The sequence below is a fragment of the Halobacillus sp. Marseille-P3879 genome (genome assembly GCF_900240285.1).
Lineage (GTDB): Bacteria > Bacillota > Bacilli > Bacillales > Halobacillaceae > Halobacillus_A.
In genome coordinates this window covers 333,460-348,130 of record NZ_OESS01000001.1, presented here as the reverse complement: position 1 = coordinate 348,130, position 14,671 = coordinate 333,460, and the positions used below count along the sequence as shown (strand labels likewise).

Sequence of the window (14,671 nt, the reverse complement as noted above, 5' to 3'; positions counted from 1 at the left end):
GGTTTTAAATTATGAATTCTACTAAAGTATTAGACGCAAAAGGACTCGCCTGCCCAATGCCGATCGTAAAAACAAAAAAGGCAATGAAAGAACTTGAAACAGGAGATGTGCTTGAAATTCACGCGACTGACCAAGGAGCGAAAGGTGACTTAACAGCATGGGCCAAATCAGGCGGTCATGAGTTACTAAAGAGCGACGAAGAAAATGAAGTACTAAAATTCTGGATTCAAAAAGGATAAAAAAGAAAAAGGGAACCTCGAATGGTTCCCTTTTTTAAGGAGAGTTGGTTATGGAGTTTGGACTTATTGTTACCGTATTCTTAATTGGTTTTGTTGGATCCTATATCTCAGGGATGCTCGGCATTGGAGGTTCTATTATAAAGTACCCAATGCTACTTTATATTCCTTCTCTTGTTGGTTTCACTGCCTTTACAGCTCATGAAGTTTCCGGCATCAGTGCCGTGCAAGTATTCTTTGCAACTATTGGCGGGGTATGGGCCTATCGTAAAGGCGGATATTTAAATAAAACGCTCATCCTTTACATGGGTGTAAGTATACTAATTGGAAGCTTTATTGGTGGGTATGGATCCCGATTTATGCCAGAGGATGGCATAAATCTAATCTATGGTATTTTAGCCTTAACTGCAGCAATTATGATGTTTGTACCAAAGAAAGGCATTGATGACATTCCATTTGATCGGGTATCCTTCAATAAGTGGTTAGCTGCTTTATTGGCTCTCATTGTGGGAATAGGTGCGGGTATTGTTGGTGCAGCAGGTGCGTTTTTACTGGTTCCTATTATGCTTGTTGTATTGAAGGTGCCTACCCGAATGACCATCGCTACTTCTTTAGCCATAACATTAATCTCCTCAATTGGTGCGGCGGTAGGAAAAATTACGACGGGCCAGGTTGACTACACTGCAGCTGGTCTTATGATTATAGCCAGCTTAATTGCTGCCCCACTTGGAGCTAAAGCAGGCAAAACTATAAATACTAAAACCCTTCAAGTCATTCTGGCCGTTCTTATTACAGCTACGACTATCAAAGTATGGTTGGACATCATTTGATGGTAATCATATAAAAAGCCTTCACTCCTAAGAGTGAAGGCTTCTTTATTATTCTTCATCTGATGAGTCAGAGACCTCTTCTTCTTCAATCATTTCTGTTTCATCGAGATAGCGAAGTAAATCTCCATAAACGATCGAATCAGACATCTGCAATTCTTCTTCAGCTTCCTTGAAGAATGGCTCACAACTTTCGCTTTCTACTTCTTCACCAGTTTCACGGTCATAACATGATTCTTTTACCCCTACATACTCTTCATTTGCGAAGTCACCGTCGCGTGTAACCATCATTTCATCGCGGTCTTCACTGAATAAATCCTGACCAAATTGAATTGGGTTATCATCTTCCACCCCGAGCAGGTTCATAATCGTAGGACGTAAATCAATTTGTCCCCCGATTGTATCATGCTCCTGTGGTTCGATGCCTTCCCCAATCATAAGCAATGGTACTCGCTGCAGCTGGAACTGCTCGAATTCATTAATATCTTTATCCAGATACTGCCCCATCGCTTCCTGGTGGTTCTCAGAAATACCAAAGTGATCTCCATAAATCACAAGTACTGTGTCATTATATAAATCAGATTGTTTAAATTCTTCAACAAATTGTTTCAGTGCTTCATCCTGGTAGCGAATCGTTTGGAAATAACGATTCAACGTACCGCTGTTTGTTTCGCCTTCATCAATATATTTCTTATCTTCAGGCAGCGTAAACGGATGGTGGTTCGTCAGCGTAATCATTTTGTTATAAAACGGCTGCTCCATCTCTTCCATTTTATCTAAAGAGTCGGCAAAGAAATATTCGTCCAGATAACCCCAGCCGTAAGACTTCTCTTCTGTGACATCGTAATCTTCTTTACTATAAAACTCATCGTATCCTAATGAATCGTACATAACATTACGGTTCCAGAACGTTTTGTCGTTCGCATGCATGTTTGAAGTAGTATATCCATTTTCTCCTAAGATCTCCGGAGAAGCTTCATATTCGTTCCCTGAGTGAGTGAAAAATGCTGCGCCCCGGTTAAGCCCGTATAGTGAGTTATCGAGCATAAATTCAGAATCCGATGTCCTTCCCTGCTTAACCTGGTGATAGAAATTATTGAAATAAGCTCCTTCTTCTTTTAAGTCATTAAAATACGGAGTCAATTCTTCTCCATTCAGCTCATTGTCTACCACAAAGGTCTGCGTACTCTCAAGTGAAAGGACGATTACGTTCTTACCTTCTGCTACACCTGTCATTTCACTATTTGGTTCAGTCTTTTTCTCATTTAAATAGTTAAGCGCAGGCACCAGTTCGTTACTGTCAGCAAATGTCTTCTTCATTTCTGTCTGCCCTTGAAGCACAATGTCATATACATGGTAGTTAATCACACCAATGTATTTAACCAGCATGTTGCGGTCAAATGCTCTTTCAAGCAAGTCAGTGCGCTCTGTCTCTGCCCAGGCCAAGTTTACGAGGAAAAGCGGAATAGCCACAATGGCTAATACGATACCTTCCCTGCGCTTCGGAGCAAATTTAGGAAAACGGCTGGACTTCAGATAGAATAATAGAAATATAGCCGCAAATACATCTACGAATAGAAGGATGTCCGTGAGCGAAAGAATATTAGTGATACTTCCTCCTAGACCAGCGAGGTTTGCAACCTGTCCAAGCATGGGTATCGTAATAAAATCATTGTATTCACGATAAAATAGTACATTCACATACAAAAGCACAGAACCAATGATATAAGTGATTAACAGTCCTCTGCGTCCTCCCAGAAGAATTCCTATACCAAATAAAAGGAAAATACTGCTGAGCGGGTTAAACGCAAGTATTGCTGCTTCATTAGCATTCTCAACGCCTAATGTGAAAATACTGCCTTGAATGAAATACATCTTCATCCAGAAGATAGCAATTACTACAGCATAAACAAGCCACTTATTTAATTTATCTTTTGTGAAATATTTATTATTTGTAAACATCGTAAAACCTCCGTTAATTTCGCACTCATTTATTTTACCTTATATCCCCTATTTTTTGAACTTAAAACTGTCTCATTTTAACAAAATGAAATATTTGTAATGAAATGTTCTTATTTTTGCCACAAAATTCAAGGACTTTAGACTTACCTGAAGACAATGCGTCTAAGTCTGAAATTATGATATTCGACCATCTGAGCGTTATGGTTGACCCATTTTAACAACGCATATACCTTTAAGTTGAGAAGTCTGAAATCAAAAGGAGGATCAAAATGAGTAAAAGTGCTCGTTTTATCGACTATTTTTTATCCCACAGAAAGGTTACGAACGAATTGACGGCTAAAATTGACCGCAAAGACTATACTTATAAGCCAACGCCTTCGTCCGTGGAAGCACAAAAGCTGGTGAAGCATATTTTCGAATCCACTTACATGTTTGCTAGTTTGGCCAATCATCAGGAACCAGTTCCTCTTTTTAACGAAGAAGACGAAGCAAACCTTACAGAACAAGCTTCTACTTATACAGAAAAAACAATAGAGATGATTCAACAACTTTCTGATGAAGATTTTCAGCAAAAAATCGATGTATCAAAAATTTTCGGAAAGGAACTGTCGGTTTCGGAACTTCTCCATACAGCGGTAGATCATGAAATTCATCATAAAGGAAACTTATTTGTTTATGTAAGAGAAATGGGACACACAGATCTTCCATTATACGTAAATACAAACTAGATTCACACTGTTCAAAAAACACAACAAAAGTTAACATGCCTCACTTCTAGCACTCATCACTCGTCAAACAGCTGCAGTGGAACTTAACACATCACCTTCATGTCGGTTTCATCCCATGCATGTTTTAGCCGAGTCAAAAATCAAACCAGGTGCACCCGCCACATCAGCCTGTGAAGCTGCGAAAAACCATCCTTTAAGAGGGTGGTTTTTCTTATTTCCATAGAATACAGCCGGATGTATTCTGTTATAATAGAAAAAGATTTAGTTCATTTTACCTGCCAAAGGAGTCTGGTTGATCGTGAAGGTTTTTTTTAGTGCTGTCTTGGTTTGTTTAATGATTACTGGATGCAGCAGCTCACAAGATTCAAATCCCCCACTTTCTCATAGTATTAACAAGGTTACTTTAAATGATAAAGCACCTGTACGCCCGGAAAAGAGAATAAGCGTTTCTGCAGTTGGTGATATGCTCATACATGACCGTGTATATAATGATGCTAAAACTGCTGATGGTTTTAACTTTATGCCTATGCTTGAAGATGTAAAACCATACTTAAATGATACGACGATAACAATGGCTAACCAGGAGACAATGATTGGTGGAGAAGAGATTGGGCTGTCTAGTTATCCTTCTTTTAACACTCCTCAAGAGTTTGGAGATGCTCTGAAGAATTTAGGAGTAGATGTGGTCACTCTTGCTAACAACCACACACTGGACCGTGGAGAAGAAGCAGTAATAAGCGCTCTTAATCACTGGGACTCTTTAGGTATGATGTATACAGGAGCATATAGAGACAAAAAAGACCAAAATAAGACAAGAGTTTTAAGCACAGATGAAGGAATTGATGTATCTTTTTTAAGCTATACATACGGGACGAACGGTATCCCTGTACCTGAAGGGAAAGCCCACCTCGTCAACCTGATTGATAAACAACAAATTAAAGATGATGTCAGTCAAGCGGAACAGGAGAGTGATGCTATCATTCTCAGCCTTCACTTTGGGGATGAGTATGAACCGCTGCCGAATAAAGAACAAAAGGAGTTAATGGAATTTGCTGCTGATCTTGGTGTGGATGTAGTGATCGGTCACCATCCTCATGTTCTGCAGCCTGTTGAATGGGTGTCAGGCCAAGATGGCCATAAAATGCTGGCAGTCTATTCCCTGGGAAATTTTTTCTCTGGCCAAAACGCTCTAGAAAAACGAATAGGCGGAGTAATAAAATTTGACTTTGTAAAGGAAAATGATCAGTTAAATGTGGAAGACCCTCGTTTCCTGCTTACTTACGTGACTTCTGAAGGCTCGCATTCGTATGAACTCCTGCCCATGAACCAATTGGATTCCACTCTTCTTCCTGACCATAGAAGGATTATGGAAGAAAATAAAGAGCATGTAGCCCAGTGGATGCCTGAACTTGAATTTATAGAATAAAGAAGCGTCCATAAAAGCCTTCCGTCCAGTTTCTTACAAGTAAGACTTTCCGCTGCTCTAACGCAATTTCACTTACTAAAGGTAACCAGGTAGTATTTTCATTCCATATTGGCTGGATTCGTGGTATATTTTCCTTAGGAGTGATAACTATGAATAAATCTATCTGCCCACGTTTTGAAAAGGCAATTACGATACTCAGTCAACGCTGGACCGGGCTAATTATATATCAACTTTTAGAAGGGAAACAGCGCTTTAAAAGCATAGAATCTTCTATTGGAATAAGTGGAAAAGTACTCTCCGATCGATTAAAGGATATGGAGAAAGAAGGGTTAATTGTTCGTGAAGTTTTCCCCGAAACACCGGTAAGAATTGAATACACACTGACTGAAAAGGGAAAATCCTTAAAACCAGTGATTGAAAGTATTCAAGAATGGTCTCATCATTGGGTCTCACTAAACAAATAATGTGTTTTATCTGGTAGAGAAACCTCGGTTTTTCTACTTTTTTTATGTCCTGGCGGTGAGGTTAACATGTTTCCTTTAATAAAGAGCCTCTGTAGAAGTTGTACCTCAACAATATAATAAATCAGCTGTCGAGCTTCCTCGACATTTCCCGGGAAATGTCTACAGTCTTTAATTTTTAAAATTTAATTATAAATTTCTTTAAGAAGTACCATAATAATAGATATACTATATTATTAATGGAGGAAGCGTGAAAGTGAAACCTTATTTATGCCCAAATTGTAAGACAAACAGATCCAGGTTCAACAGGATTAAACAGGTAGCTACATCTATTAAACTTGACCCTCGTTCGGGTCAGGTAATATCGGAATGTAATCCTGATCAGCTAGCTGTCTATCATGTTGATTATAGAGGTCCGGAATACAAAGTGCAATGCGGTGCATGCGGCACAATTGAAGACGAACAGAGCTTTCTTAGTTATGCTGAAAACAACCCGCTTGCTTAGTCCGTAGTTTTGAAAATCTTAGTCCGTGATTTTGATTTACTAAAATAACGAATCCCCCAGTCTGTATAACTGGGGGATTCGTTATTTATTCATGCTAGATAGAAAGTCCCCTAAAGGATCCTCATCTTCTTCATATTCCTCTGTTTCTGCAGAAGCATGGATATCAGTCTGTAAGCTGTCTAAACTTAAATCATCGAGGTCATGATCATTGCTTGTTTCTAGAGTTACATCCTGATCATCCGTTTTTTGATTGTTATCTTCTTCAGATATATTATTGTCAAGTGAAGCAGCAGTTTCTTCTTGTAAATACAGGGCTTCTTCAATATCTACTGCATTACTATTTAAAGATGCGAGTAAAGTCATAGCTCGTGTAGGGTCGCTTAGCAATTGATACAGTATGCTTCCCATCAAAGCTTCAGAGTGCTCATGTTTCAACCAGTTCCTCTGTTCTTTTGTAAGCTGGCGGGGTAGAGGTATGGTTACAGTCTCTTTCTCCCTGGATAAAGACTTACTTACTCCCTCCAGAACAAACTGCGCAACCTTACTGGAAAAGTTCCTTCTTTCACTCTCTTTTAAAGCTGTTAATTGCTTCAATAAGTGATCTGGTGTATCCGAGGGGACACGAAACGTTATCGACTGCCCCCTTTCTACACCTTTCTTGGTATTACTCATTTAATCACCTTACTTTGATGACGCTTTTTCTTTTTTATCTTCCTTTTTGCTTTGAGAAGCTTCATTTTTGCGGATGTAATCAGAAATTAGTTTGTAGTAAGCGTTGGCCATCATCCAGATACTTTCATTTTCATCTTCAAAAAAGTCAATATTAAAGCCGTCGAGTTTATTATTCAGCGTTTTAATATACTCTTTTAATACAGCTGATCCTCCCCCGACAAAATAGCAAATCTCAGACTGAGAATTCTTCTGCCATACATTTCGAAGGAAACGGTACTGCTTTTTAGCCAACTCTAACAGTATACGGTCTGTAATGTCATGAACGCTGGTACGACTGCCTCGCACCATGATATGATGACGATCATTCTTTCTTGTAATAATATCGACTACATCTCTTCGACTGTCTAATTGTACACCATGTTTCGTCAGTATCTCATCTCGAATTTGTTCAAGCGACTCAGCAACTCCTAAGTTGAACCCTTGCGCTTTATCGTCGTCCACATTGCGGTTACGGATTACTGCAATATCGGTTGAAAGTCCACCTATGTCTTGAATAAGAATTTGCTTATCAATAAGGTCTTTATTAATAATGTTTAAGTCATTGTCCATTACTAAGTTTACATAAGCCGCAAAACCTTCAGGATATACTTTCACCTCGTCAAACTTAATATTTACTTTCATTCCCTGGTATTTAGGTGTGACAAGGAATTCTACCTGGTGAACAGATCCCAGTAATTGAGAGCGATACCCTACATCTTTACCTTCCTTTACTTCTCTAAGCGGGAGTCCCGTCCCTAACGTATAATTAGCCTCTACTACATTATTCTTAGAGGATTGAGCATCTCTGCCAGCAACAGCATCCAGTGCCAGCGAAGTAAAAAGCATAACGAGCGTCTGATCCTCTTCAGATTTACTGCTGCCTGGATCCAGTTCTGTAGAATTATCGCTTTTAGCCGCTAGATTACCCACACGGTATATCGCGTTATTCTCCTGCAGCGCAGGGGAATGAACCCGTATATGTATGTTATCCAGGGGTTCTTTGTCATCAAGCTCTTCAATTCCGATAACCGGGCGGTCTTCTAAGTCTCTTGCCATCACGTTTGGTATATATAGTTCGGATTCTAACTTCCCGAAGTTTGCTTTCACTGCATCGTTCCCGACATCAACAGCAGCAATTCTTGATTTTGTCATTTAATAGCTCTCCTTTTTAATAAAAGAAATTAGCTAGATTACTAGCTTCACTATTAAACATATTAGATCAGGCCGGAATAGTCAATGTGACTATTTTCGTGTTCGTAATTGTACACATTTACTACAAATATGTTTACATGCAATCTTTTTTGTACACATCCCTAATTTTAGCTATGTGTTCAACTTTGTGTACATGAACACGGTATTGTACACATTTAGAATGCATTTTGTATACTTGTAAACATAAATGTAAACAATGATTGATCCGGAGTGCTTAAAGAAAGTTAAAGAGTCATAATTAATGAAAGATAGGATAATCAGCAAAAAAAGAGACTGCTAAAAGCAGTCGAAGGGTCGTCGAGGGTTTGATGAGATTGCCAAAAGAATGATGGAAGGTTGAACAGAGATAAGAATTATCTCTACTAACTGATATTGCGGGAAGCAGTCGAATTATAGATCTAATTGTAAAAACAAGACTTTTAAATAATTCCCTTCTTTAAAGGCGGAATGGGTCTTGAAATCTGAAGGTAATGAGAATTCTTCAGTAATTTGATAAGAACGATTAGAGTCGACAAAGGCTTTATCAACAAATGATCGGAATTTGCGCATATTAAACTTTGCACAGTTCGTTGAGGCTACAATAGTTCCCTTATGATCCGTAATTTCAATTGTCTCCTTAAGGAGATCAGTATAGTCCTTTTCCGCACGAAATGTACGCTTTTTTGAGCGGGCAAAACTAGGAGGATCCAAAATAATTAAATCAAAAAGAATGTTTTTTCGATTTGCGTACTTAAAATATTTGAATACATCTTCTACGACAATATTCTGTGCTTCGTAGTCAATACTGTTCAACTTGAAATGTTCAATTGTTTTCGAGTAGCTTCGATTGGCTAAATCAACACTCGTTGTATGGGCCGCTCCTCCTAATACAGAAAAAACTGAAAAAGCACCAGTATAGGAAAAGGCATTAAGTACCTTTTTCCCTTCCGAATACCCCTCTCTGATCCTTTGCCTCACTTCTCTTTGGTCAAGAAATACACCAACCATTGCCCCCTCATTAAAATAGACAGCAAATCGGACACCGTTCTCTTTTACAAGAAGAGGAAATGTCCCCCTCTCCCCTGTTACGAATTCATCCTCTTCAATATAACGCCCTTGTTTTCCGAAACGTTTTTTCTCATATATACCTCTAAAATAAAGAAGTTCCTTAATAGCATGAAGAAAATAGTCTTTAAAGTGGTAAGCCCCTTCGCTATACCAAGTAAGCAAGTAGTAATCATCAAATTTATCAATCGTCAGTCCGCCAAATCCATCGCCTTCCCCATTGAAAATTCTAAAAGCGTTCGTCTCTGTATCACGATATAGAGTCTTGCGGAATGCAAGCGCCTTGCTTAATAAATTGGAAAAGAATGCCTGATCTATTGTCTGTTTCTGATCCTGCGTTAATACCCAGCCAACACCCTTATTTTGCAAACCATAATAACCCTTGCCTATAAAAGTGTGACTCTCGCTTATAATAGATAACAGATCACCCTCTTTTAAATCAGAACCAGTGGATGCTACAGAAGATTTGTGCAGCAACGGATAACCTTTGAGATACTTATTCGCATCTTTATTTTTTATTTTAAGTGTTTTCATGCGCCTCTCCCACTCTGAACATAGTAACTCTTATAGTAAAGTCTAATAACAAACGATGCAAGCTAGAAAAAACTTGTAAAAGCAGATTATTTTGTGTCCCGAAACAAAATTGGTACGATATACGATACTACCAAGTCTTTATAAAGGATGATGATGATATGTCCAACAAACAATTAAGTGATATAAAGTATTCAGTTCTTGATTTAGCCCCTGTACTTGAAGGAGGAAGCCCTGCACAATCATTTAAAAATACGGTTAACCTTGCCCAGAATGCTGAAAGGCTTGGATTCACACGTTACTGGATGGCAGAACACCATAATATGCCCTTTATTGCCAGCTCAGCCACAGCTGTTGCGATCAGTCATGTAGCGCACCATACCACTTCTATTAGAGTAGGATCAGGGGGAATCATGCTCCCCAACCATGCGCCTCTTATAATTGCGGAACAATTCGGCACTCTTGAAACGTTGTTTCCAGACCGGATAGATTTAGGCCTTGGAAGAGCACCGGGAACTGATCAGACCACCGCTCACGCTCTTAGACGGAACCTGGACAGCCATGCAGAGAACTTCCCGGACATGGTGGAAGAACTACGCGGATATTTTAACCCTTCGAAATCCACGGGTTTACGCAGCATACGGGCTATTCCCGGTGAAGGATTGAATATCCCGATATGGTTATTAGGGTCCAGTGGATTCAGTGCTCAGTTAGCCGGACAGTTAGGTCTTCCTTTCTCATTTGCCAGCCACTTTTCACCAAATAATACACTAGGTGCCCTGGACCTATACAGACGCAAGTTCACCCCTTCAGAAGTATTGGAGGAGCCCTACGTAATGGTAGGCGTTAACGTAATCGCAGCTGACACTGATGAAGAAGCACAGCGTCTTGCTACTAGCTTATATCAACAGTTTCTCAACCTCGTACGTAACACGAACATGCTGTTACAGCCTCCTGTTGATAATATGGAAGAGGTCTGGACCGAGCATGAGAAACATGCCCTTCAACAACAGCTCGGTGCATCAATAATTGGAGGACCGGAAAAAGTAAAACGGGAATTACAAGAGTTCTTAGATAGTACCCAAGCTGATGAAATGATGATTATATCCCAAATATACGACCATGAAGCCAGAGTACGTTCTTATGAAATTGTTTCAGAGCTTATGAATAACTAAAACCAGCCTTAACGGCTGGTTTTTAATAAAGGATTTCATAGAACCATAACAGGGAAAATAACGTAACACAAACCAAGCTGCGGCAGATTAAATTCATGCCCATAAGGAGGAGAACCATGGTTGAACTTGTTGGAACTTGTGCGGTCTGTGGAAAAACAATTTACTGTAAAGATGGATTTCTCGAAGGTGTCATTGACGAAGACCAGTTGCTCAGGTGTTACGAATGTGAGGAAGGAGAAATCTAATAAATCTCTCTTTAACAATTCTCAAAAAACTCACATACTGTTTCAATCCCTTTAGTAAAGTTTTCAACATGAAAATGTTCATTAGGGGCATGAAGGTTCTCTGATGATAACCCAAACCCCATGAGCACCACAGGGGCAGCCAACACGCGTGAAAACACTTCAACTATAGGTATAGATCCCCCTTCTTTCGGAAACAGCGGTCTGACGTTGTATATGCGTTCATAAGCGTCAGCGGCTTTTTGTATCATAGGCTGGCTGGAATCTAAAGATACAGGTTTAGCGGCTATTAACTGCTTTAGTTGGACCCGTGCGCCTTTAGGTTTATGAAGGTTGATATGCTGTTCTATTTGTTTAAACACTTGCTGCGGATCCTGCTCCCCCACGAGCCGGCAGCTGAGTTTAGCGTGTGCTCGGGCAGGAACGATTGTTTTCACTCCTTCCCCTTGAAATCCCCCGCCAATCCCATTAATTTCTAATGTAGGGCGGATGCCCGTTCGTTCTTTAAAGCTGAATCCTTCTTCCCCATAAAAATCTTCCAAATCAAGTTCTTCCTTCATCGATTCCTGGTGGAAAGGTATTTTATCTACTTCGGCTCTAAGTTCTTCTGTTACTTCAGGAACGCCTTCATAAAAACCCTCTACTGCAACTTTTCCATGGCTGTTGTGAAAAGAATCAAGAATATGGACTATGCTATGCACTGCATTCGGAACTCCTCCTCCATAAGAGCCAGAGTGTAAATCCGTATTGGCAGTATCGACCACAAGCTCTAAAGCAAGCGCACCTCTTAGTGAAGTACAAATTGCAGGCAGACCTTTTTCTATAAAGGAAGTATCAGAAATGACAACTGCATCAGCAGCCAGCTTTTCTTTATTTTCTGTAATAAAAGGAGGAAGGTTAGGGCTCGCTGCCTCCTCTTCCCCTTCTATACAAAATTTTACGTTTACCGGAAGGCTCCCTTTCTCTTTCATAAGTAATTCAACTGCTTTGACGTGAATATAAAGCTGACCTTTGTCATCCGTAGCTCCTCGTGCAAAAATCTTACCATCCTTTACAACCGGTTCAAAAGGCGGTGTTTCCCATAGTTCAAGAGGATCCGCAGGCTGCACATCGTAATGTCCATAAACTAACACGGTGGGCTTTCCTTCCGCATGAAGCCAGTCCGCATAAACTATTGGATGTCCCTTTGTTTCAATGATTTCTATGTTTTCTAATCCAGCACGAACCAGTGAATCCGCCAGCCATTTTGCCCCTCTCTCTACTTCTCCTTTGTACTCTGATAAAGCAGAAATGCTAGGAATGCTTAAAAATTCCTTCAATTCATCTAAAAAATGATCCTTATGTACTTCAACCTGCTCTTTCATGTGATCTGCCTCCTCTTTGCGATTTACCATCATTATAACAGGCCATAAAGATCACAGTGTGTAATAAATAAACTCCTTAGAAGTAATTCTAAGGAGTTCTGTGTACCTATTCTATATGAAATCAACCTTGTTGGTTTACTTCGAGGACAGGTGCTGCTTGATTAGCAGGTTGAGAAAGATTCTTTCTCTTTTTACGTGCTGATAAAACACGATCGACTGCTGCCATAACTAAGAAAGTGAGCAGGACCGTTAATGATATCAGATAAAGTGAGGTCAGCATAAATCACAAGCCCCTTTCTAAAAAATCAACTTAAAGTAACAAATCCTCTTATATAATATCAAATTCCCCTAAAAAGTAAATATATATTTCAAATTCTTATGTATCGTATTAAATCCTCTTCTATACCCATTATTAATCCAAAATAAAAGAACTCACCAGCTTGTCGGTGAGCTCTAATACGTACGAGAATTTTTATTATAGCAGTGAAAGAATAAAACCAATTACTACAATAGCTCCAATAATCATTAAAATTGTTCTAAGCATAACTAACATCCTCTCTTTGTCTTTACCGTACACATACCTTATTTATCAGCCATTTAAACAGTAATTATGCAAATTCCTTCAATTTACTTATGGTTACCTCAAAGAACTTGACTCACCTCTAAGTCCAATGGAGGAAATCGTAGACTCTCTTATACTTTAGTCCTTTTACAAAGACAAAAAACCAGTCCTTAGTGGACTGGTTTTTACGGTTTATGGAAGTACAGTAGATCCCATAAGGTAGCGATCACATTCGCGCGCTGCTTCCCGGCCTTCGTTAATTGCCCATACAATCAGGCTTTGACCTCTGCGCATATCTCCTGCAGCAAACACTCCATCAATGCTGGTCTCGTACTTCCCATATTCTGCTTTTACATTTGATCTTTCTGTCGTCTCTACGCCAAGTTTTTCAATTAGGTCCTGCTCAGGCCCGCTAAAACCGATGGCCAGCAAGACAAGATCTGCTTTCCAAACTTTTTCAGTACCTGGAATCTCACGGCGCATACGGTTTCCTTTTTCATCAAAGATAAGTTCTACGTTCACAGTATGAACCTCTTTTACACGTCCATTTTCGTCACCGACGAACCGCTTAGTCATCACAGCATAGGCACGTGGATCACGTCCAAGTTTAGCGTCCGCTTCCTTATGCCCGTATTCCACCCGGTGAACAATAGGATACTGAGGCCATGGATTGGTTAAGTCGTCTCGATCTGCACCTTTTTTATCATAAATATCAAATTGTGTAAGGCTCTTACAATTATGACGAACTGAAGTAGCGAGACAATCAGTACCCGTATCTCCTCCACCAATAACAACTACGTCGCGGCCTTCTGCTGAAATGTAGTTGCCATCCTCAAGGTTAGAATCAAGAAGGCTCTTCGTATTAGAGTGAAGGAAGTCCATCGCATAGTGTATGCCTTTTAAGCTTCTTCCATCTGCTTCGATATTACGGTGCACAGTCGCTCCTCCACAAAGGATCACCGCATCATACTCTTCACGCAGTCTAGAAACTGGAAAATGACGGCCTACTTCTGTATTGGTGACAAACTTAATTCCTTCTTCTTCAAGAATTTTAACACGGCGTTCTACCACCGAATACGGTAATTTCATTTCAGGAATTCCGTATGTTAATAAACCTCCGACACGGTCATTGCGCTCATAGACGGTTACCCAGTGACCTGCCTTGTTCAATTGAGCAGCGGTAGCTAATCCTGCAGGTCCGGAACCTACAACAGCTACTTTTTTACCAGTACGGGACTTTGGTGGTTCAGGCTGGACCCATCCATTCTCGAACCCTTTCTCGATAATGGAGCGTTCTACTGTACGAATAGCTACAGGGGGTTCGTTAATCCCCAGCACACACGCACCTTCACACGGGGCAGGACATGCAAACCCTGTGAACTCAGGGAAGTTATTCATTTCATGCTCTTTTTTCAAAGCTTCCTTCCACTGTCCGCGATAAACTAAGTCATTCCATTCCGGTATTAAATGATAGACGGGACAACCCGTTGTCGATCCGTTGATTTCCATACCTGATTGACAAGTAGGTACGCCGCAATCCATGCAGCGTGCCCCTTGTAACTGAACCTCGTCATCAGTCAACGGAAGAGTATAATCATCCCAGTCTTTCGTACGCTCAGCAGGATTTCTTTCTTTCTGTGACTGCCGATCGTATTCCATGAAACCTGTTGGCTTTCCCATTAGAT

The 14,671-nt window shown here is 40.1% G+C and carries 15 protein-coding genes; 8 read left to right on the top strand and 7 right to left on the bottom strand.

Annotated elements, in window-relative coordinates:
* Nucleotides 1-11: 11 nt before the first annotated feature.
* Together C1A12_RS01775 and C1A12_RS01770 are read left to right on the top strand one after the other, a co-directional pair.
* Nucleotides 12-239, top strand: a complete 228-nt coding sequence (locus tag C1A12_RS01775; protein ID WP_101842133.1) for a sulfurtransferase TusA family protein — start codon at nucleotides 12-14, stop codon at nucleotides 237-239.
* 50 nt (nucleotides 240-289) lie between these two features.
* The gene (locus C1A12_RS01770) at nucleotides 290-1,066 is read left to right on the top strand and encodes a sulfite exporter TauE/SafE family protein (RefSeq protein WP_101842132.1); all 777 of its coding nucleotides are present in this window, start codon (nucleotides 290-292) and stop codon (nucleotides 1,064-1,066) included.
* 48 nt (nucleotides 1,067-1,114) lie between these two features.
* On the opposite strand, the gene C1A12_RS01765 is transcribed toward C1A12_RS01770, so the two are convergent.
* The gene (locus tag C1A12_RS01765; RefSeq protein WP_101842131.1) at nucleotides 1,115-3,025 is read right to left on the bottom strand and encodes an LTA synthase family protein; all 1,911 of its coding nucleotides are present in this window, start codon (nucleotides 3,023-3,025) and stop codon (nucleotides 1,115-1,117) included.
* A 269-nt stretch (nucleotides 3,026-3,294) separates the two neighbouring features.
* On the opposite strand from C1A12_RS01765, the gene C1A12_RS01760 reads away from it, so the two are divergent.
* The 4 genes from C1A12_RS01760 to C1A12_RS01745 all read left to right on the top strand — a co-directional run bounded on the left by C1A12_RS01760 (nucleotide 3,295) and on the right by C1A12_RS01745 (nucleotide 6,145).
* Nucleotides 3,295-3,753 carry a DinB family protein gene (locus tag C1A12_RS01760; RefSeq protein ID WP_101842130.1) on the top strand — a complete coding sequence of 153 codons (459 nt, stop codon included), beginning with the start codon at nucleotides 3,295-3,297 and terminating at the stop codon, nucleotides 3,751-3,753.
* A gap of 298 nt (nucleotides 3,754-4,051) precedes the next feature.
* On the top strand, nucleotides 4,052-5,179 hold the full coding sequence (locus C1A12_RS01755; protein ID WP_235001504.1) for a CapA family protein: 1,128 nt from the start codon (nucleotides 4,052-4,054) through the stop codon (nucleotides 5,177-5,179).
* Between the two features lie 149 nt (nucleotides 5,180-5,328).
* Nucleotides 5,329-5,643 carry a helix-turn-helix domain-containing protein gene (locus C1A12_RS01750; protein ID WP_101842129.1) on the top strand — a complete coding sequence of 105 codons (315 nt, stop codon included), beginning with the start codon at nucleotides 5,329-5,331 and terminating at the stop codon, nucleotides 5,641-5,643.
* A gap of 253 nt (nucleotides 5,644-5,896) precedes the next feature.
* Nucleotides 5,897-6,145: a DNA alkylation repair protein gene (locus C1A12_RS01745; RefSeq protein ID WP_101842128.1), complete on the top strand. Its 249-nt coding sequence runs from the start codon at nucleotides 5,897-5,899 to the stop codon at nucleotides 6,143-6,145.
* An 81-nt stretch (nucleotides 6,146-6,226) separates the two neighbouring features.
* Here C1A12_RS01745 and C1A12_RS01740 read toward each other — a convergent pair whose 3' ends face one another.
* From C1A12_RS01740 to C1A12_RS01730, 3 genes are all read right to left on the bottom strand, one after another.
* Entirely contained in the window at nucleotides 6,227-6,817 is a 591-nt protein-coding gene (locus tag C1A12_RS01740; RefSeq protein ID WP_101842127.1) for a hypothetical protein, read from the bottom strand.
* Between the two features lie 9 nt (nucleotides 6,818-6,826).
* Complete coding sequence (locus tag C1A12_RS01735; RefSeq protein WP_101842126.1) at nucleotides 6,827-8,008, bottom strand: ParM/StbA family protein; 1,182 nt, start codon at nucleotides 8,006-8,008, stop codon at nucleotides 6,827-6,829.
* A gap of 450 nt (nucleotides 8,009-8,458) precedes the next feature.
* Nucleotides 8,459-9,646 (bottom strand): class I SAM-dependent rRNA methyltransferase, encoded by a 1,188-nt coding sequence (locus C1A12_RS01730; protein WP_101842125.1) that lies wholly within the window; start codon nucleotides 9,644-9,646, stop codon nucleotides 8,459-8,461.
* Between the two features lie 158 nt (nucleotides 9,647-9,804).
* On the opposite strand from C1A12_RS01730, the gene C1A12_RS01725 reads away from it, so the two are divergent.
* Nucleotides 9,805-10,818: an LLM class flavin-dependent oxidoreductase gene (locus C1A12_RS01725; protein WP_101842124.1), complete on the top strand. Its 1,014-nt coding sequence runs from the start codon at nucleotides 9,805-9,807 to the stop codon at nucleotides 10,816-10,818.
* Nucleotides 10,819-10,934: 116 nt separating this feature from the next.
* Nucleotides 10,935-11,063, top strand: a complete 129-nt coding sequence (locus C1A12_RS21475; RefSeq protein WP_255408375.1) for a hypothetical protein — start codon at nucleotides 10,935-10,937, stop codon at nucleotides 11,061-11,063.
* Nucleotides 11,064-11,074: 11 nt separating this feature from the next.
* Here C1A12_RS21475 and C1A12_RS01720 read toward each other — a convergent pair whose 3' ends face one another.
* The 3 genes from C1A12_RS01720 to C1A12_RS01715 form a co-directional block, all read right to left on the bottom strand.
* Nucleotides 11,075-12,454 carry a dipeptidase gene (locus tag C1A12_RS01720; protein ID WP_255408396.1) on the bottom strand — a complete coding sequence of 460 codons (1,380 nt, stop codon included), beginning with the start codon at nucleotides 12,452-12,454 and terminating at the stop codon, nucleotides 11,075-11,077.
* A 91-nt stretch (nucleotides 12,455-12,545) separates the two neighbouring features.
* Nucleotides 12,546-12,704, bottom strand: a complete 159-nt coding sequence (locus tag C1A12_RS20975) for a hypothetical protein (RefSeq protein WP_159462120.1) — start codon at nucleotides 12,702-12,704, stop codon at nucleotides 12,546-12,548.
* A 474-nt stretch (nucleotides 12,705-13,178) separates the two neighbouring features.
* Nucleotides 13,179-14,666, bottom strand: coding sequence for a glutamate synthase subunit beta (locus C1A12_RS01715; RefSeq protein WP_101842122.1), 1,488 nt, complete (start codon nucleotides 14,664-14,666; stop codon nucleotides 13,179-13,181).
* Nucleotides 14,667-14,671 lie beyond the last annotated feature (5 nt).

What these genes read in the sequence shown, in the direction of transcription:
- C1A12_RS01775 (WP_101842133.1), top strand. Translation starts at nt 12, where the DNA reads ATGAATTCTACTAAAGTATTAGACGCAAAAGGACTCGCCTGCCCAATG.
- C1A12_RS01770 (WP_101842132.1), top strand. Translation starts at nt 290, where the DNA reads ATGGAGTTTGGACTTATTGTTACCGTATTCTTAATTGGTTTTGTTGGA.
- C1A12_RS01765 (WP_101842131.1), bottom strand. Translation starts at nt 3,025, where the DNA reads ATGTTTACAAATAATAAATATTTCACAAAAGATAAATTAAATAAGTGG.
- C1A12_RS01760 (WP_101842130.1), top strand. Translation starts at nt 3,295, where the DNA reads ATGAGTAAAAGTGCTCGTTTTATCGACTATTTTTTATCCCACAGAAAG.
- C1A12_RS01750 (WP_101842129.1), top strand. Translation starts at nt 5,329, where the DNA reads ATGAATAAATCTATCTGCCCACGTTTTGAAAAGGCAATTACGATACTC.
- C1A12_RS01740 (WP_101842127.1), bottom strand. Translation starts at nt 6,817, where the DNA reads ATGAGTAATACCAAGAAAGGTGTAGAAAGGGGGCAGTCGATAACGTTT.
- C1A12_RS01735 (WP_101842126.1), bottom strand. Translation starts at nt 8,008, where the DNA reads ATGACAAAATCAAGAATTGCTGCTGTTGATGTCGGGAACGATGCAGTG.
- C1A12_RS01730 (WP_101842125.1), bottom strand. Translation starts at nt 9,646, where the DNA reads ATGAAAACACTTAAAATAAAAAATAAAGATGCGAATAAGTATCTCAAA.
- C1A12_RS01725 (WP_101842124.1), top strand. Translation starts at nt 9,805, where the DNA reads ATGTCCAACAAACAATTAAGTGATATAAAGTATTCAGTTCTTGATTTA.
- C1A12_RS21475 (WP_255408375.1), top strand. Translation starts at nt 10,935, where the DNA reads ATGGTTGAACTTGTTGGAACTTGTGCGGTCTGTGGAAAAACAATTTAC.
- C1A12_RS01720 (WP_255408396.1), bottom strand. Translation starts at nt 12,454, where the DNA reads ATGGTAAATCGCAAAGAGGAGGCAGATCACATGAAAGAGCAGGTTGAA.
- C1A12_RS20975 (WP_159462120.1), bottom strand. Translation starts at nt 12,704, where the DNA reads ATGCTGACCTCACTTTATCTGATATCATTAACGGTCCTGCTCACTTTC.
- C1A12_RS01715 (WP_101842122.1), bottom strand. Translation starts at nt 14,666, where the DNA reads ATGGGAAAGCCAACAGGTTTCATGGAATACGATCGGCAGTCACAGAAA.